The organism is Cryobacterium shii (assembly GCF_004402595.1).
In the GTDB taxonomy this organism is placed as follows: domain Bacteria; phylum Actinomycetota; class Actinomycetes; order Actinomycetales; family Microbacteriaceae; genus Cryobacterium; species Cryobacterium shii.
Genome location: NZ_SOFY01000057.1, coordinates 15,437 through 39,112 on the forward strand (window position 1 = coordinate 15,437; position 23,676 = coordinate 39,112).

The following is a 23,676-nucleotide window of genomic DNA, read 5'->3' on the forward strand; positions in this document are numbered from 1 at the left end:
GGGCGGGGCGACCCGCCTGATCCTGATCACTACCCCTCGAAAGCGGGCCAAGTCAACCCCCTTGAGGGCCACGATTTCACAATGTGTACTGGTCATCTCAGTTCGACTCGGAGGTAGTGATGGCCGACACCGGAGCACGCGCAACAAGCCGCGAAATGAAAAAAGCAGCAACCGTGACGAGGACAATGAACAATATGCAGGGCCGGGACATCGGAATCAACGAAATCTCCCCCACCGAATGGCGGGTCAGCGATCGCCTGATCGCCGACGGTGACGCGTCGGCCCTTCTCGGCTTCATCCAGCGCGTCGATGACGCCTTCGAGGTGACCAACCTCGGCCGCCCGCGGGAACGTTCCTACTTCTCCTCCTTCGACCGCGCCACCGCCAGCCTCACCATGCGCCAGGCCCCCGCCGGGGCGGTGCTCCGGTGAGCAACGCGGCGCGCCAGCCGCACCGGCCCGACGCGACCCTCCTGGATGCCCCGGCGACCGCGACGTCGCCACGTTCGGCGGCCGCGGCGTCCACGCCGGCGTACGGCCGCGGCAGCACGGATGCCTTCGGCGACTACCTGCGCCGCATCGGCCGGGGTCCCCTCCTCTCCGCGGTCGACGAGGTCGAACTCGCCCAGCGGATCGAAGTCGGCCTGTTCGCGGCCGAGAGACTGACCGAAGGAGTCGACGACTCGGCACTCGCTCGCGAACTCGCCTGGCTCGCCCACGACGGCCACCGTGCGAAGAACCGCTTCATCGAGGCCAACCTTCGCCTGGTGGTCAGCATCGCCAAGCACTACTCCGGACGCGGCATGCCGATCATGGACCTCGTGCAGGACGGCAACATCGGCCTCGTCCGCGCCGTCGAGAAATACGACTTCATGACCGGCTTCAAGTTCTCCACCTACGCCACCTGGTGGATCCGCCAGGCCATCCACCGCGGCATGGCCGACAAATCCCGCATGATCCGCATCCCCGTGCACACCGCGGAGAAGCTCAACAAGATCAAGCGCATCCGCCGAGACCTCACCGGCACCCTCGACCGCGAGCCCAGCCTGCAGGAGCTCGCCCAGGCATCCGAGATTCCCGCGCACGACGTGTCCCGGCTGCTGCAATACGACAACGAGCCGATCTCGCTGCACACCCCCGTCGGCGACGGTCTCGGCGACATCTCCGAACTGATCATCGACGATGACCTGCCCCAGCCGGACGAGTACGCGACGCTCACGCTCCGGAAGGCGGACATCGAGTTCTATCTCGAGGCCCTGCCCGCCCGGGAACGATCGATCCTCACGGCGCGGTTCGGCCTGGACGGAGGCGCACCCTGCACCCTCGACCAGATCGCGGCCATACAGGGCGTCACCCGGGAACGCGTTCGGCAGATCGAGAAGCGCGCGCTCGGCCTGTTGCACGTTCCCCGGCTCGAGCGCTATCTGCGGGACTAGCCAGACCCGGTCAGGAGACCGGACCAGGGCCCGCCCCCCCCCCCCCCCCCCCCCCCCNCCCCCCCCCCCCCCCCCCCCGAATTGAGCGTAGAGTTGTTGGTTCAATCGGGATATCGTCTGAAGCAAGCGATGTCGGGTGGGGGAAACATGGGAAAGCTCACGTACAACTCAACCTTGACAGCCGATTTCGATGACCGGGTGCTCGCTCACATCCAGGTTGTGGTCGGGGCCAAGCTGCGACGCGGGGAATGCTTCTACTTCACCTGGCGGGACGACCCCCAGGGCGGCGACGGGCGCAGCACGATCTGGCTGCACCCCGCCATCCCCCTGTCCTACAAGTATTTCGGCGGCCGTTCCCCCAGCCTCAACCGCGAATGGATCGAAGCCCTGATGCTGTCCGCGAATTCGTCCGGCGGCCTCCAGCTCGTGCCTGAACCTCATCGACCTGCAACAGTGACAGTGAAGGACGAATCGTGACTCGAGTCGACATTGTGTACGGCGGCCAGCAGTACTCTCTCGGCGGCCGATCGATCGAATCGATCCAGGCGGAGGTCGACGCGGCTGTTCTCTCGGGTGCCCCCTACTGGATGCGGGTGAACAGCGGCGGCGGCCGGTTCGAGGATGCCTTCCTGCTGATCGCCCCGGGGATCCCGTTCGCGATGTTGCGGGTCAAGGGAGACAACGGCGACGACATCGACCTGGACGTGGACGGCGTCTTCAACCAGGACGTGCTCTGATCCAGTAGAGCGGCTCCGACAGAGCAGCCGGTCGGTCGGGAGGCGTGCACTGCTTCGCGCCAGCGCTCGCGCTCGCCCGGGCAGTACCCGCTTCCGGAGGCTCGCTGCGCCGTCAGGGCACGAGATCCGTCCCCGGGGCAGCCGCGCGGCTGGCACACTTGAAACATGCTGCCCACACTTGCCGAGTTGCTCGGATCTGCCCGCGTCGTCGCCCTGCCGCTGGTCACGCGGTTCCGCGGGATCGACACCCGGGAGGCGCTCCTGCTGGAAGGCCCCCAGGGCTGGGCCGAGTTCTCGCCCTTCGCCGACTACGACGACGCCGAGGCCGCCGCCTGGCTTCGAGCCGCGATCGATTTCGGCTGGCTGGCCGCCCCCGCGCTCCTGCGCGACAGCATCCCCGTCAATGCCACCGTGCCGGCGGTCTCCGCCGAGGACGTCGCCGGAGTCCTGGCTCGGTTCCCCGGATGCCGCACCGCCAAGGTCAAGGTCGCCGACCCCGGCCAGACCCTCGCCGACGATGTCGCACGCGTGCGGGCCGTGCGGAAGATTCTCGGCCCGGAAGGGCGCATCCGTGTGGACGCGAACGGGCTCTGGAACGTGGACGAGGCCGAGCACGCCATCCACGCCTTGAACGAATTCGACCTCGAATACGTCGAGCAACCGTGCGCGACGATCGAGGAACTCGCCGAGATCCGCCGCCGCACCGCGTACCTCGACGTCGGCGTCGCAGCGGACGAGAGCGTGCGCCGGGCCGAGGACCCCCTGCTCGTGGCCCGCACGGGCTCGGCCGACATCCTCGTCATCAAGGCCGCGCCGCTCGGCGGCATCCATGCCGCTCTGGCCCTGGTCGAGCAGGCCGGTCTCCCGGCCGTCGTCTCCAGCGCCCTCGACACCTCGGTCGGTATCTCGATGGGCGCCCACCTGGCCGGGGCGATCCCGAACCTCGAGTTCGACTGCGGCCTGGGCACGGCCTCACTGCTGGCCGCGGATGTCACCACCGACCCGCTCCTCCCCGTGGACGGTCGCATCCCGGTTCGCCGGGTCACGCCCGACCCGGCACTGCTCGAGCAGTATGCGGCCGCGGACGACCGCCGCGACTGGTGGCTGGCCCGCCTGACCCGCTGCCACGCCCTCCTGGCCGACTAGCCGGGTAGCCGGGCTCGCCTCCGGCCGAGCAGGCTCCGGTGACACTCCTGCCCGGCCCGGCACGGGGCTAACTCAGGAAATCCCCTGCGCCCGCATCGGTGCAGCCGCAGACCAGTGCGGATCACGCCACCACTGGTGCCGGATCTCCTGAGTTGGCCACGGAAGCGCCCGGCGCGAGTCGACCCGCGAGGGTTTAGAGACCCGAGTAGGCGTGCAGTCCCTTGAAGAACACGTTGACGACGCCGAAGTTGAACATCACGGCGCTGAAGCCGATGATGGCCAGCCAGGCCGACCGCGACCCGCGCCAGCCGCGCGTGGCCCTGGCGTGGATGTAGCCGGCGTAGATGGTCCAGATGATGAACGTCCAGACCTCCTTGGTGTCCCAGCCCCAGTAGCGGCCCCAGGCCTGTTCGGCCCAGATCGAGCCGGCCATCAGGGTGAAGGTCCACAGGATGAATCCGATGATGTTGACCCGATAGGCCAGGTTTTCCAGCGTCGCCGACGAGGGCAGCGTGGCCAGGAACCGCAGCCGGCCGCCCGTCGGGCCGGCGACGGATGCCTCCCGCCGGAACTGCAGCAGCTGAACGCCGGAGAGGGCGAACCCGAGCGCGAAGAACCCGGTGCCCAGGGATGCGACGAACACGTGGATGACCAGCCAGGCCGACTGCAGCGCGGGCGGCAGGGGCGCGACCTCCACGTAGAAGCGCAGCGCGGCGATGCCGAGCAGCACCAGGACCATGCCGGTGACGAAGGTGCCGAGGAAGCGCAGGTCCGCGCGGGTCAGCACGATCAGGAACACGGTCACGATCAGCAGGGTGCCGGTCATCGCGAACTCGTACATGTTCGCCCACGGCACCCGCTCGGCGGCCACGCCGCGGAGCACGTCGGCCACGAGGTGGATCAGCCAGGCCAGAACGGTGAGTGAGACGCCCACCCGCAGGCTGGCCGACCGGCCGTAGGGGGTGGCGGCGTCGTTGGCGATGCGCGCGCTGATCCGGGTGAGGGTGGTGGTGCCCCCCGACTTCAGCCCGTGCGACTCCTCGGCGGCCGCCCGCCGGCTCTCCGCCTCGCCGGTCAGCTCCGCCGCGGATTTGACCGCGGCCGAGCGCTTGGCCAGGTCGAAGGAGAAGGCGATGAAGGCCAGTGCGTACACGGCCATGGCCGAGTAGAGGCTCAGGATCGAGAGCTCGTTGAGATTCACTGTGTCAGCCTAAGTCTTGTCGGATGCCGTGGCGGCCGTTTCGGTGGAAAGCAGCAGGTCAGTGTGCCGGTCGGCCAGTTCGGCGACCGCGGATTCGAGGGCGGGGTCCTCACCGCGGGCCAGCCCGGCGTACTCGAGCCGCACCGACCCGTCGGCCTCTTCGATCGCCTTGACCCAGACCCGTCGACGGGGCACGAACAGCGAGGTCAGCAGGCCGAGCAGGGCGAGAACGGCGAAGGTCAGCACCCACAGCTGGGTGGGGTCGTGGTGGATGTCGAACGACGCGAACCGCAGCACCGAGCCCGAGAAGTCGCCGGCTTTCGCGCCGGGGTTGGCGTCGTCGAACGTGACCGAGCCGAGCCCGTTCGGCAGCTGCTGGGTCTCCCCCGGCTTCAGCTCGATCGATTTCGTGCCGGTCTTGCCGCCCGTGAGCTGGGTCATCTTGTCGGTGTCGAGCGCGTAGACGGATGTCGGCACGCCCTTGTCGAGGCCGAGGTCGCCGGAGTAGATGTTCAGGGTGAGCAGCGGGTACTCGAGGTCGGGGTACGAGGAGAAGAACGCCCCGGAGTCCATGGTCGCCTGGGTCGGGTAGAAGAAACCGATCAGGCCGAGCTGCTCGGCCAGGCCGTCGGGAACCTTGACCACGCCCAGGGAGGTGAGGTTGGCATCCTGAGGCAGGAAGGGCACGGCATCGGTGAAGACGACCACCCCGTTCGGGTCTTTCACGGTGATCTTGGGCGCGTAGCCGTTGCCGAGCAGGTACACGTCGGTGCCGCCCGTGCGCGCCGGGGCGTTGACCTTCACCTGGCTTTTTTCGGGCGCCTCACCGCGATGGGTGACGGTGACGTCTGCGGTGAAGTCGAGCGGCTGGCCGTAGGCCTTGAGGTTCTTCGTCTCGTACTTCACCTTGAAGTCGTCGAGGGTCAGCTTGTAGGGCTTGAGGCTCTCGTCGTTGAAGAACCGGCCCGGGTTGAACGAGTCGTAGGCGAGCAGGGTATTCACGAAGGTCTGTCCCTCGACGAGCACCCGCTGGCCGCTGAATCCGAAGCCGCTGCCGAAGCCGACCGTGATCAGGATGCCGACCAGGGCGAAGTGGAAGACCAGGTTGCCGGTCTCGCGCAGGTAGCCGCGCTCGGCCGAGACCGAGAATTCCCGGCCGCGCTCGAACAGGGCCACCCGGTAGCCGCCGGATTTCAGCATCCGCTTCGCCGAATCGACCGCGAGGGACGCGCTCTGGCCGGCCGGAATGGTGCGCTCCGTGAAGCCGGCCAGCCGGGACAGCCGGGCCGGGGTGGTCGGCGGCTTCGCCCGCAGCGCCTGGAAGTGGTGCTTGGTGCGCGGGATGACGCAACCGATCAGGGAGATGAACAGGAGCAGGTAGATGGCCGAGAACCAGGCCGACGAGTAGACGTCGAACGCCTGCACCTTGTCGAGCACGGGGGCGAGGTCCGGGTTGTCGGCGAAGTACTGGGTGACCCCGTTCGGGTCGGAGCTGCGCTGGGGAACAAGCGAACCCGGCACCGCGGCGATCGCGAGCAGGAGCAGGAGGAACAGGGCGGTGCGCATGTTCGTCAGCTGGCGCCAGAACCAGCGCAGCCAGCCGGTGAAGCCGAGGCGCGGCTGGCTGACCGCCGCGAGGGCCGGCGAGTCGTAGTGGTCAGAGGGCCGGGACATAACTTCCGATCGTTCCTTGCAGGTCGAGGAGCCAGACATTCCAGAGCCCGCTCACCATGAGCACACCGATGACGACGAGGAGCAGGCCCCCCAGAAGATTGATCGCCCGGATGTGCCGTTTCAGAAACGAAACGGCTCCGGTCGCCCAGCTTAGGCCGAGCGCGATCAACAGAAACGGGATGCCGAGCCCGAGCGCGTAGAAAAGGGCCAGCAGACCACCCTGCCACGGCGAACCCGTGGTCAGGCTGAGCGAGTTGATGGCCGTCAGGGTCGGCCCGGTGCAGGGCGTCCAGCCGACGGCGAAAACGGCTCCGAGCACGGGGGCGCCGGCGAGTCCCATTTTCGGCTTCCAGGAGGTCTTGACGATGCGCTGCGCGAAGCCGAACTGCCCGACGAACACGAGGCCGAGCAGGATCACCACCACCCCGGCGAGGCGGGTGACCAGGTCGCGGTACTGGTTGAGCCAGAAGCCGGCCACGCCGAAGACGACACCGGTGAGGACGAAGACGAGGGTGAAGCCGAGGATGAACAGGGCGACGCCGGTGAGCAGCCGGGTCTGGCCCCGCCGATCCCCGCGCACGGCGGTCGAGCGGCCGTCGGTGAAGCCGCCGATGTAGGCCAGGTAGCCCGGCACGAGCGGGAGGATGCACGGCGAGGCGAATGACACGAGGCCGGCCAGAACGGCGACCGGAATGGCCACCAGGAGCTGCCCGCTGAAGACGATCTCGCCGAAGGGGTTGTCCACGCCTACGATTCCTCGGCGATAGTGTCGCGCACGAGGGTCTCCAGGATGGACGGCGAGGTGAGGGAGCCGAGGATCCGGGCGGCCACCCGGCCGGACCGGTCGAGCACCAGCGTGGTCGGCACCGCGTTGGGCGGGATGCTGCCGCTGAAGGCCAGCTGCATGCTGCCGTTGTCCACGTCCATCACCGACGGGTAGGTGATGCCGAAGCTCTCGTTGAACGCGATCGCGTTCGCGGCCTGGTCGCGCACGTTCACGCCGAGCCAGAGGGCATCCGTGCCGGCGAATTCCGCGTTCAGCTTCTGCAGGGCCGGGGCCTCGGCGCGGCATGGCGCGCAGCTGGCGTACCAGAAGTTGACGACGACGACCTTGCCCGCGTAGTCCTCGCTGGTCACCGCCGCGCCGGTCTCATCCGCGCCGCTCCACGTCACCGCGTTGCCGCGGTCCGCGACCGGGATCTCGGTCCAGCTGCCGTCGCCCGCGATGAAGCCCTTGCTGCTGCCCTCGCGGTATTGCTCGGCCAGGGGGTCGCTCGCGCAGCCGGTCAGCAGCAGGGCACCTGCCACCAGGCCGATCAGGAGCGTGCGGGGCCGGCGGGTCATACGGCCCCCACGTCGGTGGCGCCGGACTGCAGGGCCAGGGCGGGATTGGTGTAGCCGGCCTCGACCAGCCGGTCGCCCGGCCAGGACAGGGTGGTGATGCTGGACAGGTCGCAGCGTCGCTTGCGCGGGTCGTGCGCCAGCCGCTCGCGGGCGAGCGCCCGGTGCACCATCCAGATCGGCAGTTGGTGGCTCACGAGTACGACGTCCCCCTCATCGACCGACCTGCGGGCATCCTCGATCGCGGCGAGCATGCGCTGCACGATCGATTCGAACGGCTCGCCCCAGCTGGGGCGCAGCGGATTACGCAGGGCCGGCCAGTTGCGGGCGTCACGCAGGGCGCCGTCCGGGCCCCGCATCCGTTTGCCCTCGAAGACGTTGGCCGGCTCGATGATGCGCTCGTCGATGTCGATCGAAAGCCCGAAGGCCGCCGCGATCGGGGCGGCGGATTCGCGCGTCCGCTGCAGCGGGGAGGAGACGATGCGGGCGACGGGGCGGCCGCGTTCGACCAGATCGGCGGCAGCGGCCTCGGCCATCTGCGCACCCAGGTCGGACAGACGGTAGCCGGGCAGGCGTCCGTAGAGCACACGTTCGAGGTTGAAAACCTCGCCGTGCCGCACGAGATGTACCTGATTGGCTACCACATCCCCAGTCTACGGAGAGGGTACCCGCGAATACGCCGAGAGCCGTGCGGCTAAACTTGACCGGTGACTGAGCGCATATTGATCAAGAACCTGGCCGCCCTCGACAACGGAACCGTGACGGTGTCCGGATGGGTCGATACCGTCAGAGACCAGAAGAAGGTGCAGTTCGTTGTGCTGCGCGACGAATCCGGCGCGGTGCAGCTGGTGAACCCGCGCACGACGGATGCCGATGGCGCCGTCGTCGCCGACGAACCGGCCACCACCATCTCGACCCTCTCGCAGGGCAGCTTCGTCACCGTCACCGGTGAACTCAAGCACGACGAGCGGGTCAAGCTCGGCGGCATCGAGATCAAGCTCGCGACCCTCTTAGTCGTCACCGTGGCCATCCCCGAGACGCCGATCGCGGCCGATTCCAGCCTCGACAAGCGCCTGGACTGGCGTTTCTTGGACCTGCGCCAGCCGAAGCAGAACCTGATCTTCCGTCTCCAGACCACGTTCGAGCACGCGCTGCGCACGTACTGGATCGACAACGACTTCATCGAACTGCACACCCCGAAGCTGATGGCCAGCGCGAGCGAATCCCGCGCCGAGCTGTTCGAGGTCGAGTACTTCGACACCAAGGCCTACCTCGCGCAGAGCCCCCAGTTCTTCAAGCAGATGGCCCAGTCCGCCGGCTTCGGCAAGATCTTCGAGGTCGGGCCGGCATTCCGTGCCGACCCGTCGTTCACCAGCCGCCACTCCACCGAGTTCACCAGCATCGACTCGGAGATCAGCTGGATCGACAGCCACGAAGACGTGATGAAGCTGCACGAGGAGCTGCTCGTCGCCGGTTTCACGGCCGTCAAGGAGAAGCACGGCGACGAGGTCCTGGCCCTGTTCGGGGTCGAGGTCACCGTTCCCAGCACGCCCTTCCCGCGCATCCCGCTGGCCGAGGCCAAGGAGATCGTCAAGACCCGCGGCTATGAGGTCCCCCGCGACGACGACGACATGGACCCCGAGGGCGAACGCCAGATCGCCGCCTACGTGCTCGAGACCTTCGGCCACGAATTCGTCTTCCTCACCGACTACGCCTCGAGCATCCGGCCGTTCTACCACATGCGCCACGAGGGCGACGCGAGCATCACGAAAAGCTACGACCTGATCTTCAACGGCACCGAGATCTCGACCGGCGCGCAGCGCGAGCACCGCATCGACATCCTGGTGGAGCAGGCGAAGGAGAAGGGCGTCGACCCCGAGGAGATCGAGGGCTACCTCGACTTCTTCCGCTACGGGGTTCCGTCGCACGGCGGGTTCGGCATGGGCCTGGCCCGCGTACTCATGCTGATGCTGCACCAGGCCAGCATCCGTGAGGTCACCTACCTCTTCCGCGGCCCGACCCGCCTCGAGCCCTAACCCCGGACCCGGTTACAGCAGGATGTCGACGGCCATCCGGGCGGTGACGACCGACCGGATGTAGGTTCCCGCGGCCTGGTGCGCGGGGTGGACCTGGTACCGGCCGACGGCAGCCAAGTCGTCGAAGTCGGCCACCAGGACCACGTCCCAGTTGGTGCCGCCCGCGACATCCGCGTCGACCCGCAGCGAACGGATCTCGTCGACGACGCCCACCAGTGCGGTGAGCCTCGACGCGATCTCGGCCGCGACCCGGGCCTTCGCGGCCGGCTCTGTCTCGGCCAGCTGCCAGGAGACGATGTGGCGGATCATCAGGTCACCGCGAGCAGCGCCGTGCGCAGCCGGAGCGGATCGATGCGCCAGTAGTTATGCACCTTGCCGTTGAGTAACAGAACGGGAATGTCTTCGACGTAGAGGGCGTGCAGCTCGGCGTCGTCAAGGATCGATTTCTCCTCCAGCACGATCTTCGGGGCGGACGGGTCCTCCGCCAGCTTGGTCACAACGCTGCCGACCAGGTCACGTGCGTCGTCGCAGAGGTGACAGCCGGGCTTGCCGATCAGGGTGAGGAGTGCGGTAGCCATGACTCCAGCCTATGCTGGCCCCGCGGGCGCCCGCGCAACTAGACTCAGCGCACTTGTCTGAAGCCACCGCCACCCGTGCCATCGCGTTCTTCGACGTCGATAACACCCTGATGCGCGGTGCCAGCCTGTACCACCTCGGCATCGGCGCGTGGCGGCGGCGCATGATCAGCGGCCGGGAGATTCTGTCATTCGTCTGGAAGCAGGCCCGGTTCATCGCGGTCGGCGAGAACGGGGTGCACCTCGCGACCGTGCGTGAGCGCGCGCTGGAGGTCGTCGTAGGCCACACCCGCGCCGAGATCACCGTGCTGAGCCGCGAGATCTTCGACGCCCGCCTGCTCCGCCGGCTGTGGCCGGAGACGGTCGCCGTCGCCCGGGCGCACCTGGCGGCCGGTCGTGAGGTCTGGCTGGTCTCCGCGACCGCCCAGGAGGTGGCGGACGTCATCGCCGAACGGCTGGGGCTCACCGGGGCGGTCGGTACCGTGCTGGAGGCCGTGGAGGGCGTCTACACCGGGCGACTCGCCGACGGGGTCTGTCACGGAGACCGGAAAGCCCGCGCGGCGGGCACCCGGGCGGTGGCCAGCGGGGCGGACCTGTCGCACTGCTGGGCGTACTCGGATTCACGCAACGACATTCCGTTGCTGAACCTGGTCGGCAATCCCGTCGTCGTGAACCCGGATGCCCGCCTCCACCGGTATGCCGTGGCGCGCCACTGGCCGGTGATGCGCATGAAACGGGGCAGCATCGCGGCGGCCGCCCGCGCAAGCAAAAAGCGCTAGGTCCAAGGACCTAGCGCTCACGCCGTTACACGGTTGGAAGCTTGCGAACTAGAACCGTCACCGGTTCAGAACGGACTACTTCTTGTTGCGACGCTGGTGACGAGTCTTACGAAGCAGCTTGCGGTGCTTCTTCTTCGCCATACGCTTGCGTCGCTTCTTGATTACAGAACCCACACGGACCTCACAAAAGAATTGGTTTAGCCGCGGGATTCGCGACAGACACGGTAAGTATCAGCCTACCGGAAAAAGAAGGGCCGCTGACCCGGTGTGCACAATCCGGCTCACGCGGTGTCCGCGATGGGACGCTCGATGGCCGCGGTGACGGCGGATTGCGGCACCCGAAACGAGCGGCCGAAACGGATGGCGGGCAGTTCGCCCGAGTGCACGAGCCGGTACACGGTCATCTTCGAGACCCGCATCATAGCCGCGACTTCGGCCACCGTGAGGAAGCGAATATCCGATAGATCTGACGACATGACGCGCCCTCCCGAACCCGATCGCACTCTCGTTCACGGGTCTGGTACAGGCGGTGCCCGTGTGTTAGAACGTCACTATAGATGCACTCGTCAAGACCGTCTAGTCGTTCTTGCGCCACTTCCGCGGCTTGGCGTCCTTGACCGCATGCGCCATCTGGAATGACGTGTCGGCGAATGCCTTGCCGATGGCGATGGCGAACGCGCGCTGCTCGACCTTCAGCCCCTCGCTCTCCGCCGCGGCCTCGTCGGCCGTCGCGTCGAAGTCCACACTGAGGAAGGGGATGAGCCAGTCCTCGATCTCCTCGAGCGGCGCGTAATCGAGGTGGTAGTAGCGGTGCTGGCCGGATTCCCGCACGCCCACGAGCCCGGCCTCGCGGAGCACCTTCAGGTGCTTGGAGATGGTCGGCTGGCTGAGGCCGAGTTTGTCGACGATGTCAGACACGCTGAGCTCGCCACCGGCCGCGGTCGACTGGTTGTATCGCTCGAGGAGAATGCGTAGTATTTCGCGTCGGGTCGAATCCGCCACCACGCCGAAGATGTCTGCCATGCCCCAAGGCTACTCATTCCCGGTGGGGGATACCATGGCGATTGCCGGGTCGAGGGCCCGGAGGAGGTTTTCAATGCAGACGATGATGGCCGGCGCCGCGTTCGCCCATCGCCGCACCCGCTGGTACCTCCGCGCACGGGACTCCGTCGACGGCCTGGCCCGCCGGTCGCCGTCGCGGTTCGCCATTCTCGTTTTCACCTCGCTGATCCTGCTCTTCACCCTGTTGTTCTCCCTGCCGATCGCGTCGGCGGCGCGCACGCTGACCCCGCTCCATGACGCCCTGTTCACGGCGGTGTCCGTGATTTGCGTCACCGGCCTGTCCACGGTGGACATGGCCACGCACTGGTCGGCGTTCGGCAACATCCTGATCGTCGTGGGCGTGAACATCGGCGGAGTCGGAGTGCTGACCCTGGCCTCCCTGATGGGAATGGTCATCTCCCGGCGCCTCGGCCTCCGCGCCAAGCTGATGGCCGCCAGCGACACGAACCCGTCCCGGATCCACGCCGGCCCGGTCAACGAGGGGCAGACGGTACGACTGGGCGAGGTGGGCAACCTGCTGGTGACGGTTGCCATCAGCGCCTTCGCGATCGAGTCGGTCGTCACCGCGCTGCTCTTCCCGCGGATCCTGGCGAGCGGGGCATCCGTCGGAGAGGCGGCCTGGCAGAGCGTCTACTACTCGGCCATGGCCTTCACGAACACCGGTTTCAACCCCAACGTGGGTGCCCTTGCCCCGTTCGCCGACGACTATTGGTTTCTCAGCGCCCTGATGCTGGGGGTGTTTCTGGGCAGCCTCGGCTTCCCGGTCATCTACGCCGTCTCGCGGGGCTGGCGGCGCCCGCGGCGCTGGTCGGTGCACGTCAAGCTGACGCTGTTCACGACCGTGGTGCTGATGCTGGCGGGTGTGGCCGTCTACATCGCCCTCGAATTCGACAACCCGAAGACATTCGGGTCGCTGGGCGTGGGCGACACGATCTTCCAATCGCTCTTCATGTCGGTCATGAGCCGGTCGGGGGGCTTCGCCACGATCACCGTGAGCGATCTGAAGGGGTCCAGCCTGCTCGCCACGGACATGCTGATGTTCATCGGCGGCGGCTCGGCGTCCACCGCCGGCGGCATCAAGGTGACCACACTGGCGATCCTATTTCTGGCGGCCATGGCCGAGGCCAGCGGCCGCACCGAGATGGAGGCCTTCGGCCGCCGCATCCCCAGCGACATCCTCCGGCTGGCGGTGAGCGTGGTGCTCTGGGGCGCCACGACCGTGGCGGTGGCGAGCATCGTCATCCTGCAGATTTCGAAGGCGCCGTTCGACTACGTGCTCTTCGACGTGATCTCGGCCTTCGCCACCTGCGGCCTCTCGACGGGGTTAACCGCGGAACTGCCGCCCGCCGGGGTGTACGTGCTCGCGGCGACGATGTTCATGGGCAGGATTGGTACAGTGACTCTCGCGGCGGCACTCGCCGCGAGCCAGAGCAGGCAGCTGTTCACCCGCCCGGAAGAGAGACCCATCGTTGGCTGACCGGATCAGGCATGACGCCCCCGTGCTCGTCGTCGGCCTCGGCCGGTTCGGGGCGGCCACCGCCGGCCAGCTCGACCGCCTCGGTCGCGAGGTCCTGGCCGTCGACGACAGCGCGGCGCTCGTGCAGAAGTGGTCGGAGCGGGTCACCCACGCGGTGCAGGCCGACGCCACCTCCCTCGAGGCGCTCCGGCAGATCGGGGCCCAGGACTTCTCCATCGCCGTCTGCGCGGTGGGCTCGTCGGTGGAGGCCAGCGTGCTGATCGTCGCCAATCTGGTCGACCTCGGCATCCCGCAGATCTGGGCGAAGGCGATCTCCAAGTCGCACGGCACCATTCTCGAGCGGATCGGCGCCAACCACGTCGTCTTCCCCGAGGCGGAGGCCGGCGAGCGCCTCGCCCACCTGGTCTCGGGCCGGATGCTCGACTTCATCGAGTTCGACGACGACTTCGCCCTGGTCAAGATGATCCCGCCCAAGCCGATCCGGGGGCTCAACCTGACCGAATCCGGCCTGCGCCAGAAGTACAACGTCACCGTCGTCGGCGTGAAGAGCCCCGGCCGGCCGTTCACCTACGCCACGGAGAAGACGGTCGTCACCGACCAGGACCTCATCATCGTCTCCGGCACCGAGTCCGACATCGAGCGGTTCGCGGCCCTCGACTCCTAGCCTCACCCGCCGTCCGCGGCCGTCTCCGTCCCCGGCCCCGTCCCCGTCCCCGAGCGAATTCGACGGAGATTTTTCCGAAATCGCGCCCAAACAGCCCGAAACCGCTTTTTTACAGCAGTATCTCCGTCGAATTGGTTCAACGCCGGGCGGAGTGTTGCCGGGGGCGCGCGCCTGGCCGTCGCCGGGTGAACAGCACCTGCCCGAGCGAATTCGACGGAGATTCTGCCCGTTTCGGCTCCGAATCGCCCGAAACCTATTTCTTAGAGCAATATCTCCGTCGAATTGGTTCAGCTAGTGGCCGGCGAGCTCGCGCGCGCGGGCGAGGGCGGCATCCGTCGCGCGGTCGAAGAGTTCCTTGAGGCCGCCCTTTTCGAGTTCCCAGACGGCGCGCTCGGTCGTTCCGCTCGGGCTCGTCACCTGTCGGCGCAACTCGGTCGGCGACAGAGCGGATGCGGCGAGCAGGCTGGTCGCGCCGTGGAACGTGCCGTTCACCATGACCGCGGCCTCCTCGGGGGTGAAACCCTTGGCGACGGCCGTCGCGGTGAGCTGCTCGATCAGGTAGAACACGTAGGCGGGGCCGGAGCCGGAAATGGTGCTGAGGGCGTCGAGCTTCTCCTCCGGCACGACCAGCACGTCGCCGACGGTGCCGAACAGGGTCCGGGCCAGCTCCAGGTCGGTGGGGGTGGACCGCGTTCCCGCGCTCAACCCGGTGACGGCCTTTCCGACCAGGGCCGGCGTGTTCGGCATCGAGCGGATGACCGACACCGATTCGGGCAGCAGACCCTCGAACGTGGCGATGGTGACGCCGGCGGCCACGCTGACGACCAGCGTGCCGGGCTCGAGGCTGTCGGCGATCTCGGCCAGCAGGTCGGGGACCATCGGGGGCTTCACGGCGACGATCACGATGCGCGCGCCGGCGATGGCCTTGAGGTTCGCCTCCGGGTCGACATCCGTGGCCCAGGCCGTGACGCCGTCGATCCCGGCCAGTTCCTCGGCCTTGGCCGTGCTGCGGTTGGTGGCCCGGATGCCCCCGGTCACGGTCACCTCCGGCTTCAGCAGCCCGGTCAGGACGGCCCGGGCCATGGAGCCGGCACCGAGGAACGTGATGGTGGGAAGAGTGGTCGGAACAGTCGCAGTCATACCGGGAGTCTAGTTTCGCGCCCTGTGCCGACCGCGTGAGGACCACAAGCGACGGGCGTTCTAGGATTGGCTGCATGAGTGCATCGGGCGGAAACAAGGCAATCGTGGCTGCCCTCGCAGCCAATCTCGGGATCGCGATCACGAAGTTCGTGGCCTGGGCCTTCTCGGGCTCCTCCTCGATGCTCGCCGAGGCGGTGCACTCCCTCGCCGACTCCGGCAACCAGGTGCTGCTGCTGGTGGGCGGGCGCAAGTCACGCCAGGAGGCCGACAAGGAGCATCCGTTCGGCTACGGCCGTGAGCGTTACGTCTACGCGTTCGTGGTGTCGATCATCCTCTTCTCGATCGGCGGCGTCTTCTCGCTCTACGAGGGCGCGCAGAAACTGCAGCACCCGCACCCGCTCGAGGTGCCCTGGCTGCCGATCGTGGTGCTCCTGGTGGCCATGGGGCTCGAATCCTTCTCCCTGCGCACCGCCATCAAGGAGTCGAACCACGTGCGCGGCAACCAGTCCTGGGTGCAGTTCGTGCGGCACGCGAAGGCGCCCGAGCTGCCCGTGGTGCTGCTCGAAGACATCGCCGCCCTCGCCGGCCTGGTCTTCGCCTTCCTCGGCGTCGGCCTGACCATCATCACCGGCAACCCCATCTGGGACGCCGTCGGCACCCTACTCATCGGCCTGCTCCTCGTGCTGGTCGCCATCGTCCTCGGCATCGAGACCAAGAGCCTGCTCGTCGGCGAGGGCGCAGGGGCGAAGGATGCCGCGGCCATCGAACGCGCCATCCTCGCCGGCCCGGAGACGTGGAAGATCATCCACCTCAAGACCCTCTACCTCGGTCCGGACGAACTGCTCGTGGCCGCCAAGGTCGCCTTCGACGCCGAGACCCGTTTCTCCGACGTCGCGGCCGGCATCGACAACGTCGAAAACCGCATCCGCGAGGCCGTGCCCGCAGCCCGGGTCATCTACCTCGAGCCGGACATCTTCGTGGACCCGAACCGCCCGGCGCCCCCCACCGACACCATCGTCATCAAGGGGAGTGAATGACCCGCACCGCGGTCGTCCTGCGACACGACGCCACGATCCACCTGGGAAATCTCGAACCGGTGCTGCTCGAATAGGGCTACACGGTGCGGTACGTCGACACTCTGACCGAGGATGTTCGGGCCATCGACCCCGAGGCCGCCGACCTGCTGGTCGTGCTGGGCGGAGAGATGGGCGTCTACGAGGCCGACCGGTTCCCCGCCCTGCACGATGAGGTCGAACTGCTCCGGCAGCGCCTCACCGCCGCACGGCCCGTCTTCGGCGTCTGCCTGGGGGCGCAACTGATGGCGAACGCCCTCGGTTCCCGGGTCTACCGCGGGCCGACGAACGAGATCGGCTACCGCGCGGTGGAACCGACGACGGCCGGCGCGGACTCCCCCGTGCGACATGTCGCCGGTGTGCCCGTCTTCCAGTGGCACAGCGACACCTTCGACCTCCCCGACACTGTGACCCGGCTGGCCGGGTCACCCCAGTACGGCAACGAGGCCTTCGCGATCGGAAACTGGGCGCTGGCCGTTCAGTTCCACCCGGAGGTCACCGACGAGATGCACGAGGTCTGGCTGATCGCCTCAGAGGCCGAGGTGGCCGCCGAAGGCTTCGACCCGGCGGCACTGCGCCGCGACCGCGAACGCTACTCGAGCGGCATGCAGCGGGCTTCCCGCGCCATGTTCAGCGAATGGCTCGGCGGGCTGGATCCGCAAAGAAGTCCCTGAGCAGAGAGCCGCACTCGGCCGCCTCGACCTCGGCGAACACCTCGGCCCGATGATTGAGCCGGCGATCGCGCAGCACGTCGTACACCGACCCTGAGGCGCCGGCCTTCTCATCCCAGGCGCCGAAGACGACCACGGGCACCCGCGCGGCCAGGATCGCGCCCGCGCACATGACGCAGGGCTCGAGGGTCACCACGAGGGTGCAGTCGGTCAGATGCCAGTCCCCCAGCGTCGCGGCCGCCTGCCGGATGGCCACCATCTCGGCGTGGCCGGTCGGGTCCTGCAGCAGCTCCCGCTCATTCCGCCCGCGGCCGATCACCTGTCCGGCCGCGTCCAGCACCACCGCGCCCACGGGAACATCGCCCGTGTCGAGGGCGGTCCGGGCCTCGGCGAGGGCAAGCTGCATCCATTCGCTGTGCCTCTGACCCTGCTCGCCCATCCGATTCCCTCCCCCGACTAGTAGATTGAGCCTATGCGAGTCCACGTAGCCGACCACCCCCTGATCACCCACAAACTCACGGTTCTCCGGGACAAGCGCACTCCGTCGCCGCTCTTCCGGTCCCTCGTCGAAGAACTGATGACCCTCCTCGCCTATGAGGGGACCCGAGGCGTGCGGGTCGAAGAAGTCACCGTGCAGACCCCGGTGTCCGAGGCCCGCGGGGTGCAGATCAGTGACCCCAAGCCGCTGGTCGTACCGATCCTCCGCGCCGGCCTGGGCATGCTCGAGGGCATGGTGAAGCTGCTGCCGACCGCCGAGGTGGGTTTTCTCGGCATGGCGCGCAATGAGGAGACCCTCGAACCCAACACGTATGCCGAGCGTCTGCCGGACGACCTGTCGGACCGCCAGTGCTTCGTGCTCGACCCGATGCTGGCAACGGGCGGCTCGCTGATCGCGGCCATCCAGTTCCTCTTCGACCGCGGGGCCGTCGATGTGACGGCCATCTGCATCCTGGCTGCGCCCGAGGGCCTCGCCGCCGTGGAGAAGGCCCTCGCTGGCCGCGAGGTGACCATCGTCCTCGGCGCCGTCGACGACCGTCTCGACGAGCACGGCTACATCGTGCCTGGCCTCGGCGACGCCGGAGACCGCCTCTACGGCCTGGTCTAGTTCCTTTTCTCATCCCCACCGACTGCGGTGTGTTGCAGTTCCTTCGATCCGCAACACACCGCAGCCCGCTCCGTTCATGAATCTTTGATGAAATTGCATTTCGTCACGGAATCTTTCACCCGTTCCTGATCGACGGCGGATCCTCCGACCCGCCGCCGGGTTGGCGAACGTGATGCGCGTCACACCGCGTCATCCGTCGTCACGGAATTGACACACGCCGTAACAGTGGGCTTTACTCGCAACTATGACAACGAGCGCACGCCCCCAAACCTCCTTCGAGGCCCCCGGGACTGCCGGCATGATGATGCCCGGCAGCTGCGCGGCGTGTTGCCGAATGTCCCGCTGACAGCGACCCTCTCGCCCAGTTCCCGCCCCGCTGACAATTCGCGGCCGGCCGGTTGAACTCCACGGAGTCCCCGACTCCGCCCCGGCCGTGATCGGCCTCACTTTTTCGAACCCAGGCATCGCGGAAACGCGTCCGGTTCCCTGCACCACCCCAGCCAAGGATCACTCCCATGTCGCTTGCACACATTGACACCGCCCGCTCAGCCCAGGCCGCCCGCCTGGAACTCCAGGCCGCCCCGGCACCCGCCGCGCCCCGCATCCGTGCCGTGCCCGACGGCACCCAGGCCCGGGGCTTTGTTCTCTACGTCGGCATCGACGAGGCCAAGGCGGCCGCGGCCGGTACGAGCCTCGGCCGCATCGTCGAGGCCCTCAAGGCCCTGACCAACAGCATCGCCCCGGCGTCCGAAACCCACGCGGCTGTCGCCCTGGCCCCGACCGGTGCGGGCGGCCGCGACGTCGATGTCGTGCGCCTCGCCCTGCAGGACCCGGCCGCGCTGGCCAAGCACCGCACCGAGACGGAGGATCCCGACCGCGCACCCAGCGGAGTCGTGGTCGACATCTCCCGCAAGCGGGTCATCCTCGACAACGAGACGGCTGGCCTCACCTACAAGGAATTCGAACTGCTGCAGTACCTCGTGCTGCGGGAGGGCCGCACGATCGAACGCTCCGAACTCATTTCGAAGCTGTGGAACGCCGCCGACGAGGAGGATGCCCCGAACGAGCGCACGATCGACGTGCACGTGCGCCGCCTGCGCGCCAAGCTCGGCCGCTACGAAGACATCGTTCGCACCGTGCGCGGCGTGGGGTACCGCTTCGACCGGCACGCGGACGTCTCGATCCGCCAGTCGAGCACGCCCAGCCCCGACGTCTTCTGACGCCGCGGGCGCGAGCGCGAGCGCAAGTCCGCACCGGGCGAAGGGACCAGGTTCCGGCGTCCGGTCATGACAAAGGGCCGGTCGTAGAGGCTACGGCCGGCCCTTTTCCCTTGCACCAAGAGTGTCCTGCAATCACATTTCACGCCTTCCGCCACAGCAAACGGTTGACGCTCAATGAATATATAACGAACGCGTAACGGACCGCTAGCCTTGGCAGGTTTTATTTCTTGGATTCCGCCCGGATCGCATCCCGAGCGGCGGGTCACCGCTGGAGTCTCTATCCTTGAAACAAGGTTGGGAGGCCGGGTGAGCGATCGAGCCGTGGCCGTAGCCGCATGGGAGTCCCTGTTCCGCGCCCAGGTGGCCATCATGCGCAGCCTGGCCGCAGATTTTCCGTCCCGGGAAATCTCCTTCAACGAGTACGACGTCATGTTCAACCTGTCGAGGGAGCCGAACCGTCGGATCCGCCTGCGCGATCTAAACGGACACGTTCTGCTCACCCAGCCCAGCGTGAGCCGTCTGGTGGACCGGCTGGCGTTGCGGGGGTACGTGGCCAAGCTCACCGACCCCACCGATGGCCGCGGGGCCATCATCGAGTTGACGGATGTCGGCTACGAGCTGTTCCGCCGGGTCGCGGTGCAGCACATGGGCACTATCACGGACCGCATCGGTGACGCTCTCAGCACGGAGGAGCTCACGCAGCTCACGACTCTGTGCGATCGGCTGCGCGGCGAGCCCTGACCCGCACGCGGCCCGAGCGCAGCCCGAACGCCCGCGCCCTGTGCAGGCCGGGAGGGTCGGCGTAACCTAACGCCCAGGAGGTGGGTTCCCATGCACGCATCGCAGGGAGATCGGATCATCATTCGGGGAAAGACGGTGGAGACACCGGATCGCCACGGGAAAATCGTCGAGGTTCGGGGTCCGAACGGCGAACCGCCCTACCTCGTGCGGTTCGGCGAGGGGCACGAGAGCGTGGTCTTCCCCGGGTCCGATTTCGTGATCGAGCACGCCGAACCGGCCTAGCATGCACAGGCTGCCCCTGCCGGTCAAGGGGCTACTGCCTGGCGGCGACGTGAGTTAACTTCGAATTACGCGTTACGGTCCGTAGCGGGTAAGTCAGTAGAAGAGGAGCCTCAGCCATGAGGATTACGTGCCCGTTTTGTCACTCAGCCGCCCGCCTCACGCCGAACCCGGCCCACGCCGTGAGCCTCGCGCTCCCCGTCTACGTGCTCGCGTGTTCCGGCTGCGACCGCACCAACGTCAGGCGTGAGCCGGACCGTCTGGTACGGCAAGTCGTCGCGACGCGCTAGCGCGACGTGCATCGCGACGTGCATCGCAGAAAAAACCCCCCGCATCCGAAGATGCGGGGGGTTTCCTTTTTCTGTTCGTGCCTGTCTGTGCGCCCGAAGGGATTCGAACCCCCAACCTTCTGATCCGTAGTCAGATGCTCTATCCGTTGAGCTACGAGCGCAGGCTGCCCACCAAGCTAAGCGCTCGGAGACAACTCAGAAATCATATCAGCTATTCGGACCGCTCAGGTTCCGCACCGGGGTTCGGGGCGACCGCGCGGCCCTAGCCGAGGTCATTGGCCGGTGCAAAACTGGCGCCATGACCCCGACCCGCAACACCCAGGCATCCTTCGAATACGCCGGCCTGCGGGCCCTGTTCATCAATTGCAGCCTCAAACGCAGCCCCGAAATCAGCCACACCCAGGGCATCATCAACCTGAGCGCGAACCTCATGCACGAGCAGGGCGTCTATGTCGAGACCCTCCGGGCCGTCGACCACGACATCGCCACCGGCGTGTATCCGGACATGACCGAACACGGCTGGGCGACGGATGCCTGGCCGGCCCTGTTCGACAAGGTACTCACCTCCGACATCCTCGTGATCGGCGGTCCGATCTGGCTCGGCGACAACGGCTCGGTGACCAAACGGATCATCGAGCGGCTGTACGCGATGTCGGGCGAGTTCAACGACAAGGGCCAGTACGTCTACTACGGCAAGGTGGGCGGGGTCATCATCACCGGCAATGAGGACGGCGTGAAGCACTGCGCGTCGAACGTGCTCTACAGCCTTCAGCACATCGGCTACACGATCCCCCCGGGAGCGGATGCCGGCTGGATCGGCGAGATCGGACCCGGGCCGAGCTACCTCGACCCCGGCTCGGGCGGACCGGAAAACGAGTTCACGAACCGCAACACCACCTTCATGACCTGGAACCTGATGCACCTCGCCGCGATCCTGAAGGCCAACGGCGGCATCCCCGCTTACGGCAACCTCCGCGGGGAATGGGACCGAGGCGAGCGTTTCGGCTTCCAGCCGAACCCGGAGTACCGCTAGCGGCGGCGCCACCGTTGCAGGAGACCGACGCAGGAACGAGGACACCATGACCACGACGCTGACCCATGAGCCACCTACAGCGCGCGGCCGACTGGACGTTCGGGTCACGGGAGGGATCGTGCGCGGGGTGGAGGAGAACGGGATCCTGGCCTGGCGCGGGATCCCGTACGCGGCTCCGCCGGTGGGCGACCTGCGGTTCCGTGCCCCCCAGCCGGTGGTTCCCTGGGACGGTGTCCGGGATGCCTCCACCTTCGGCTACGTCGCTCCCCAGGTGTACAAGGGACAGTTCAAGGGCGCCAAGCCCGGAGTGCCGGCCAGCGAGGACTGCCTGACCATCAATGTGCTGCGCCCGGCGGCCCCCTCCCGCAAACAGCTGGGACGCCCGGTGATGGTCTTCATCCGCGGCGGCGGCTAAAGCGTGGGATCCTCGCATGACTTCACCGGCCGCGGGGAACGGTTCGTGCACAGCGGGCGGGTCGTGTACGTGAGCTTCAACTACCGGCTGGGCGCCCTCGGTTACCTCGACTTCTCCCGGTACTCGACCCCCGAGCGCCCGCTGGAGAGCAATCCGGGGCTGCGCGATCAGGTGGCCGCGCTGCGGTGGGTGCGGGACAACATCCGTGCATTCGGCGGCAACCCCCACAACGTGACGGTGTTCGGGGAATCTGCGGGCGCCAACGCGGTGATCACCCTGATGGCGATGCCGTCGGCCTCCGGCCTGTTCGCCCGTGCCATCGCCCAGAGCACGCCGATCAGCGCGTCGTTCTCGCACGCGCTCAGCGCCGGCTGGGCGGCGGAGTTCGTGGCGGAGCTGCGCGCGCTCTCTCCGCCCGACACGTCCGCCCTGACTCCGAACGAGCTCCTGTCGATGGCCAGTGTGAGCGACCTGACCCGGGTCGCGCTGGTCGTCTCGGCGCGCACGCCGGACGCCTACCCGGGCACCTTCTGCCTCGCTCCGGTGGTGGACGGCGATTTCCTGCCCGAACGCCCCCTCGATGCGTTCCGCAACGGGAACGCCCATCGGGTGCCGCTCATCATCGGCACCAACGAGCGGGAGGGCTCCGTGTTCACAGGGAGGGTGGATGTGCTCCCCCGCTCGCCGATGCGCATCGCCGCGATCTTCGACCACGCCCCGGTGAGTTCGCACCACGCCATGCGGACCGTCTACGCCAGCCTGCCCGAGAATCGCTCGGCAGCGGACTTCGGGAGCGACTTCGTCTTCTGGTACCCGAGCATGCAGCTCGGCGAACTGCATTCCCGGGTGGCGCCGGTGTACGTCTACCGCTTCGACCTGGCGCCGCGGCTGATGCACCTGCTCGGCCTCGGGGCGACACACGGCATCGAGCTGCTCGCCCTGTTCGACCAGGTCGACTTCCCCTTTGCCCGGGCCATGAGCCTGCTGGGCGGGCGGGAGCGCTTCGTCAGCGCGGGCGAACGGATGCGCACCCACTGGCTGCGCTTCGCCTGCACCGGGCGGCCGGACGATACCTGGCCGACCTACACGGAGACCAACCGATTGACCCTGATCATCGACGAGGAGGACCGGGTCGAATCCGATCCTCGCGGCGAGCGGCGAGCCGTCTGGCAGGCCTTCCTGCCCGACTTCTAGGCGGGCTTCCTGCCGGCTTCTGGGCGGGGTTCCTGCCGATTTTCCAGGCGGGCCCGTGTCAGGGGTCACGGTCCGGATGCGCCGACACCTCAAGCGCCCCGCAGTTCATCGCCGAGCCGTGAGTTCCGCCCCTATTTTGTGCCTGAAGAGGGTCCGAACTCACGGCTCGGCCGGGTTTCGGGCCCGGTTTTGCGGCGCCTCACCGGCCGGGGAGCCCCACGAGTAACACCCGCCTCATTCGTAACTATCTGCGAAATACTTTGGTAAATAGTTGAGATAGTCTCGACAACACGTACGCTTTTTGCTAAAATCGGGGCATGGCAGGAGCATCCGCACCGCAGTCACCAGCCGCCCCGGCAGAGGCGGCAGATTCACCTGTGCAGCTGAT

The 23,676-nt window shown here is 67.5% G+C and carries 28 protein-coding genes, 1 tRNA gene and 1 pseudogene; 17 read left to right on the forward strand and 13 right to left on the reverse strand.

Translation table 11 applies throughout. From position 1 onward, the window contains the following. Positions 1-173: 173 nt before the first annotated feature. The 5 genes from E3O49_RS10585 (at position 174) to E3O49_RS10605 (ending at position 3,318) form a co-directional block, all read left to right on the forward strand. Positions 174-431: a hypothetical protein gene (locus tag E3O49_RS10585; RefSeq protein WP_134367013.1), complete on the forward strand. Its 258-nt coding sequence runs from the start codon at positions 174-176 to the stop codon at positions 429-431. Next, a complete protein-coding gene (locus E3O49_RS10590) occupies positions 428-1,435 on the forward strand; it encodes a sigma-70 family RNA polymerase sigma factor (RefSeq protein WP_241975922.1) in 1,008 nt (335 codons plus the stop codon). Before E3O49_RS10585 ends, E3O49_RS10590 begins: the two co-directional genes overlap by 4 nt. 147 nt (positions 1,436-1,582) lie before the next feature. Then, complete coding sequence (locus tag E3O49_RS10595; protein ID WP_134367011.1) at positions 1,583-1,912, forward strand: DUF7882 family protein; 330 nt, start codon at positions 1,583-1,585, stop codon at positions 1,910-1,912. Beyond that, complete coding sequence (locus E3O49_RS10600) at positions 1,909-2,172, forward strand: hypothetical protein (protein ID WP_134367009.1); 264 nt, start codon at positions 1,909-1,911, stop codon at positions 2,170-2,172. Before E3O49_RS10595 ends, E3O49_RS10600 begins: the two co-directional genes overlap by 4 nt. Before the next feature lie 165 nt (positions 2,173-2,337). Beyond that, entirely contained in the window at positions 2,338-3,318 is a 981-nt protein-coding gene (locus tag E3O49_RS10605) for an o-succinylbenzoate synthase (RefSeq protein WP_134367007.1), read from the forward strand. A 193-nt stretch (positions 3,319-3,511) separates the two neighbouring features. Here the strand turns inward: E3O49_RS10605 and ccsB are convergent, their stop codons facing one another. Genes ccsB through E3O49_RS10630 form a run of 5 tightly spaced genes read right to left on the reverse strand, consistent with a single transcriptional unit; the run spans position 3,512 to position 8,178 of the window. After that, entirely contained in the window at positions 3,512-4,477 is a 966-nt protein-coding gene (ccsB, locus tag E3O49_RS10610; protein WP_134367042.1) for a c-type cytochrome biogenesis protein CcsB, read from the reverse strand. A gap of 51 nt (positions 4,478-4,528) precedes the next feature. Then, positions 4,529-6,193: a cytochrome c biogenesis protein ResB gene (gene resB / locus E3O49_RS10615; protein ID WP_134402812.1), complete on the reverse strand. Its 1,665-nt coding sequence runs from the start codon at positions 6,191-6,193 to the stop codon at positions 4,529-4,531. After that, positions 6,177-6,938: a cytochrome c biogenesis CcdA family protein gene (locus E3O49_RS10620; protein ID WP_134367003.1), complete on the reverse strand. Its 762-nt coding sequence runs from the start codon at positions 6,936-6,938 to the stop codon at positions 6,177-6,179. The genes resB and E3O49_RS10620 overlap by 17 nt, the downstream gene beginning before the upstream one ends. A 2-nt stretch (positions 6,939-6,940) precedes the next feature. Further along, positions 6,941-7,537, reverse strand: coding sequence for a TlpA family protein disulfide reductase (locus E3O49_RS10625; RefSeq protein ID WP_134367001.1), 597 nt, complete (start codon positions 7,535-7,537; stop codon positions 6,941-6,943). Then, complete coding sequence (locus E3O49_RS10630) at positions 7,534-8,178, reverse strand: histidine phosphatase family protein (protein WP_134366999.1); 645 nt, start codon at positions 8,176-8,178, stop codon at positions 7,534-7,536. Before E3O49_RS10630 ends, E3O49_RS10625 begins: the two co-directional genes overlap by 4 nt. A gap of 63 nt (positions 8,179-8,241) precedes the next feature. Here E3O49_RS10630 and aspS point away from each other — a divergent pair, with 63 nt between their 5' ends. After that, positions 8,242-9,570: an aspartate--tRNA(Asn) ligase gene (gene aspS, locus E3O49_RS10635; RefSeq protein ID WP_166789073.1), complete on the forward strand. Its 1,329-nt coding sequence runs from the start codon at positions 8,242-8,244 to the stop codon at positions 9,568-9,570. Between the two features lie 12 nt (positions 9,571-9,582). Here aspS and E3O49_RS10640 read toward each other — a convergent pair whose 3' ends face one another. Together E3O49_RS10640 and E3O49_RS10645 are read right to left on the reverse strand one after the other, a co-directional pair. Next, positions 9,583-9,879: a Dabb family protein gene (locus tag E3O49_RS10640; RefSeq protein WP_134366998.1), complete on the reverse strand. Its 297-nt coding sequence runs from the start codon at positions 9,877-9,879 to the stop codon at positions 9,583-9,585. Continuing rightward, the gene (locus E3O49_RS10645; RefSeq protein WP_134366996.1) at positions 9,879-10,148 is read right to left on the reverse strand and encodes a glutaredoxin family protein; all 270 of its coding nucleotides are present in this window, start codon (positions 10,146-10,148) and stop codon (positions 9,879-9,881) included. Before E3O49_RS10645 ends, E3O49_RS10640 begins: the two co-directional genes overlap by 1 nt. Before the next feature lie 53 nt (positions 10,149-10,201). Here E3O49_RS10645 and E3O49_RS10650 point away from each other — a divergent pair, with 53 nt between their 5' ends. After that, positions 10,202-10,924 (forward strand): HAD family hydrolase, encoded by a 723-nt coding sequence (locus E3O49_RS10650; protein WP_160141085.1) that lies wholly within the window; start codon positions 10,202-10,204, stop codon positions 10,922-10,924. A gap of 75 nt (positions 10,925-10,999) precedes the next feature. Here the strand turns inward: E3O49_RS10650 and E3O49_RS10655 are convergent, their stop codons facing one another. The 3 genes from E3O49_RS10655 to E3O49_RS10665 all read right to left on the reverse strand — a co-directional run bounded on the left by E3O49_RS10655 (position 11,000) and on the right by E3O49_RS10665 (position 11,947). Then, on the reverse strand, positions 11,000-11,098 hold the full coding sequence (locus E3O49_RS10655; RefSeq protein WP_003792170.1) for a 30S ribosomal protein bS22: 99 nt from the start codon (positions 11,096-11,098) through the stop codon (positions 11,000-11,002). A 107-nt stretch (positions 11,099-11,205) separates the two neighbouring features. Further along, complete coding sequence (locus tag E3O49_RS10660) at positions 11,206-11,400, reverse strand: helix-turn-helix domain-containing protein (RefSeq protein ID WP_134366992.1); 195 nt, start codon at positions 11,398-11,400, stop codon at positions 11,206-11,208. A 100-nt stretch (positions 11,401-11,500) separates the two neighbouring features. Continuing rightward, complete coding sequence (locus tag E3O49_RS10665; protein WP_134366990.1) at positions 11,501-11,947, reverse strand: ArsR/SmtB family transcription factor; 447 nt, start codon at positions 11,945-11,947, stop codon at positions 11,501-11,503. Positions 11,948-12,020: 73 nt separating this feature from the next. Between E3O49_RS10665 and E3O49_RS10670 the strand changes: the two genes are divergently transcribed. Both E3O49_RS10670 and E3O49_RS10675 read left to right on the forward strand, forming a co-directional pair. Further along, positions 12,021-13,463, forward strand: a complete 1,443-nt coding sequence (locus E3O49_RS10670) for a TrkH family potassium uptake protein (protein WP_241975923.1) — start codon at positions 12,021-12,023, stop codon at positions 13,461-13,463. Beyond that, the gene (locus E3O49_RS10675) at positions 13,456-14,127 is read left to right on the forward strand and encodes a potassium channel family protein (RefSeq protein WP_134366988.1); all 672 of its coding nucleotides are present in this window, start codon (positions 13,456-13,458) and stop codon (positions 14,125-14,127) included. The genes E3O49_RS10670 and E3O49_RS10675 overlap by 8 nt, the downstream gene beginning before the upstream one ends. A 291-nt stretch (positions 14,128-14,418) precedes the next feature. Here the strand turns inward: E3O49_RS10675 and proC are convergent, their stop codons facing one another. Further along, positions 14,419-15,267, reverse strand: a complete 849-nt coding sequence (gene proC / locus E3O49_RS10680) for a pyrroline-5-carboxylate reductase (protein WP_134366986.1) — start codon at positions 15,265-15,267, stop codon at positions 14,419-14,421. A gap of 74 nt (positions 15,268-15,341) precedes the next feature. Here proC and E3O49_RS10685 point away from each other — a divergent pair, with 74 nt between their 5' ends. After that, positions 15,342-16,304, forward strand: a complete 963-nt coding sequence (locus tag E3O49_RS10685; protein ID WP_134366984.1) for a cation diffusion facilitator family transporter — start codon at positions 15,342-15,344, stop codon at positions 16,302-16,304. Between the two features lie 83 nt (positions 16,305-16,387). Then, positions 16,388-17,014 carry a glutamine amidotransferase-related protein gene (locus tag E3O49_RS10690; protein ID WP_244285291.1) on the forward strand — a complete coding sequence of 209 codons (627 nt, stop codon included), beginning with the start codon at positions 16,388-16,390 and terminating at the stop codon, positions 17,012-17,014. On the opposite strand, the gene tadA is transcribed toward E3O49_RS10690, so the two are convergent. Next, entirely contained in the window at positions 16,971-17,450 is a 480-nt protein-coding gene (gene tadA, locus E3O49_RS10695; protein ID WP_255572842.1) for a tRNA adenosine(34) deaminase TadA, read from the reverse strand. The genes E3O49_RS10690 and tadA overlap by 44 nt on opposite strands. Positions 17,451-17,483: 33 nt before the next feature. On the opposite strand from tadA, the gene upp reads away from it, so the two are divergent. From upp to E3O49_RS10715, 4 genes are all read left to right on the forward strand, one after another. Further along, positions 17,484-18,116, forward strand: coding sequence for a uracil phosphoribosyltransferase (upp, locus tag E3O49_RS10700; protein ID WP_134366979.1), 633 nt, complete (start codon positions 17,484-17,486; stop codon positions 18,114-18,116). Positions 18,117-18,631: 515 nt separating this feature from the next. Beyond that, positions 18,632-19,336 carry a winged helix-turn-helix domain-containing protein gene (locus E3O49_RS10705; RefSeq protein ID WP_134366977.1) on the forward strand — a complete coding sequence of 235 codons (705 nt, stop codon included), beginning with the start codon at positions 18,632-18,634 and terminating at the stop codon, positions 19,334-19,336. Between the two features lie 306 nt (positions 19,337-19,642). Next, entirely contained in the window at positions 19,643-20,077 is a 435-nt protein-coding gene (locus tag E3O49_RS10710) for a MarR family winged helix-turn-helix transcriptional regulator (protein WP_241975924.1), read from the forward strand. A gap of 90 nt (positions 20,078-20,167) precedes the next feature. After that, positions 20,168-20,359: a DUF1918 domain-containing protein gene (locus E3O49_RS10715; protein ID WP_134366975.1), complete on the forward strand. Its 192-nt coding sequence runs from the start codon at positions 20,168-20,170 to the stop codon at positions 20,357-20,359. Positions 20,360-20,734: 375 nt separating this feature from the next. On the opposite strand, the gene E3O49_RS10720 is transcribed toward E3O49_RS10715, so the two are convergent. After that, positions 20,735-20,807: transfer RNA gene (locus E3O49_RS10720), tRNA-Arg, on the reverse strand. Positions 20,808-20,944: 137 nt separating this feature from the next. On the opposite strand from E3O49_RS10720, the gene E3O49_RS10725 reads away from it, so the two are divergent. Beyond that, complete coding sequence (locus E3O49_RS10725) at positions 20,945-21,679, forward strand: flavodoxin family protein (RefSeq protein ID WP_134366973.1); 735 nt, start codon at positions 20,945-20,947, stop codon at positions 21,677-21,679. 46 nt (positions 21,680-21,725) lie between these two features. Then, positions 21,726-23,288: pseudogene (locus E3O49_RS10730) on the forward strand (carboxylesterase/lipase family protein). The last annotated feature ends 388 nt before the right edge of the window (positions 23,289-23,676 follow it).

Bases quoted from the DNA above. Each gene is read 5' to 3' on its own strand.
- E3O49_RS10595 (WP_134367011.1), top strand. From the start codon at position 1,583: ATGGGAAAGCTCACGTACAACTCAACCTTGACAGCCGATTTCGATGAC.
- E3O49_RS10605 (WP_134367007.1), top strand. From the start codon at position 2,338: ATGCTGCCCACACTTGCCGAGTTGCTCGGATCTGCCCGCGTCGTCGCC.
- ccsB (WP_134367042.1), bottom strand. From the start codon at position 4,477: ATGGCCGTGTACGCACTGGCCTTCATCGCCTTCTCCTTCGACCTGGCC.
- resB (WP_134402812.1), bottom strand. From the start codon at position 6,193: ATGTCCCGGCCCTCTGACCACTACGACTCGCCGGCCCTCGCGGCGGTC.
- E3O49_RS10625 (WP_134367001.1), bottom strand. From the start codon at position 7,537: ATGACCCGCCGGCCCCGCACGCTCCTGATCGGCCTGGTGGCAGGTGCC.
- E3O49_RS10640 (WP_134366998.1), bottom strand. From the start codon at position 9,879: ATGATCCGCCACATCGTCTCCTGGCAGCTGGCCGAGACAGAGCCGGCC.
- E3O49_RS10645 (WP_134366996.1), bottom strand. From the start codon at position 10,148: ATGGCTACCGCACTCCTCACCCTGATCGGCAAGCCCGGCTGTCACCTC.
- E3O49_RS10660 (WP_134366992.1), bottom strand. From the start codon at position 11,400: ATGTCGTCAGATCTATCGGATATTCGCTTCCTCACGGTGGCCGAAGTC.
- E3O49_RS10665 (WP_134366990.1), bottom strand. From the start codon at position 11,947: ATGGCAGACATCTTCGGCGTGGTGGCGGATTCGACCCGACGCGAAATA.
- E3O49_RS10670 (WP_241975923.1), top strand. From the start codon at position 12,021: ATGCAGACGATGATGGCCGGCGCCGCGTTCGCCCATCGCCGCACCCGC.
- proC (WP_134366986.1), bottom strand. From the start codon at position 15,267: ATGACTGCGACTGTTCCGACCACTCTTCCCACCATCACGTTCCTCGGT.
- E3O49_RS10685 (WP_134366984.1), top strand. From the start codon at position 15,342: ATGAGTGCATCGGGCGGAAACAAGGCAATCGTGGCTGCCCTCGCAGCC.
- tadA (WP_255572842.1), bottom strand. From the start codon at position 17,450: ATGGGCGAGCAGGGTCAGAGGCACAGCGAATGGATGCAGCTTGCCCTC.
- upp (WP_134366979.1), top strand. From the start codon at position 17,484: ATGCGAGTCCACGTAGCCGACCACCCCCTGATCACCCACAAACTCACG.
- E3O49_RS10705 (WP_134366977.1), top strand. From the start codon at position 18,632: ATGTCGCTTGCACACATTGACACCGCCCGCTCAGCCCAGGCCGCCCGC.
- E3O49_RS10715 (WP_134366975.1), top strand. From the start codon at position 20,168: ATGCACGCATCGCAGGGAGATCGGATCATCATTCGGGGAAAGACGGTG.
- E3O49_RS10725 (WP_134366973.1), top strand. From the start codon at position 20,945: ATGACCCCGACCCGCAACACCCAGGCATCCTTCGAATACGCCGGCCTG.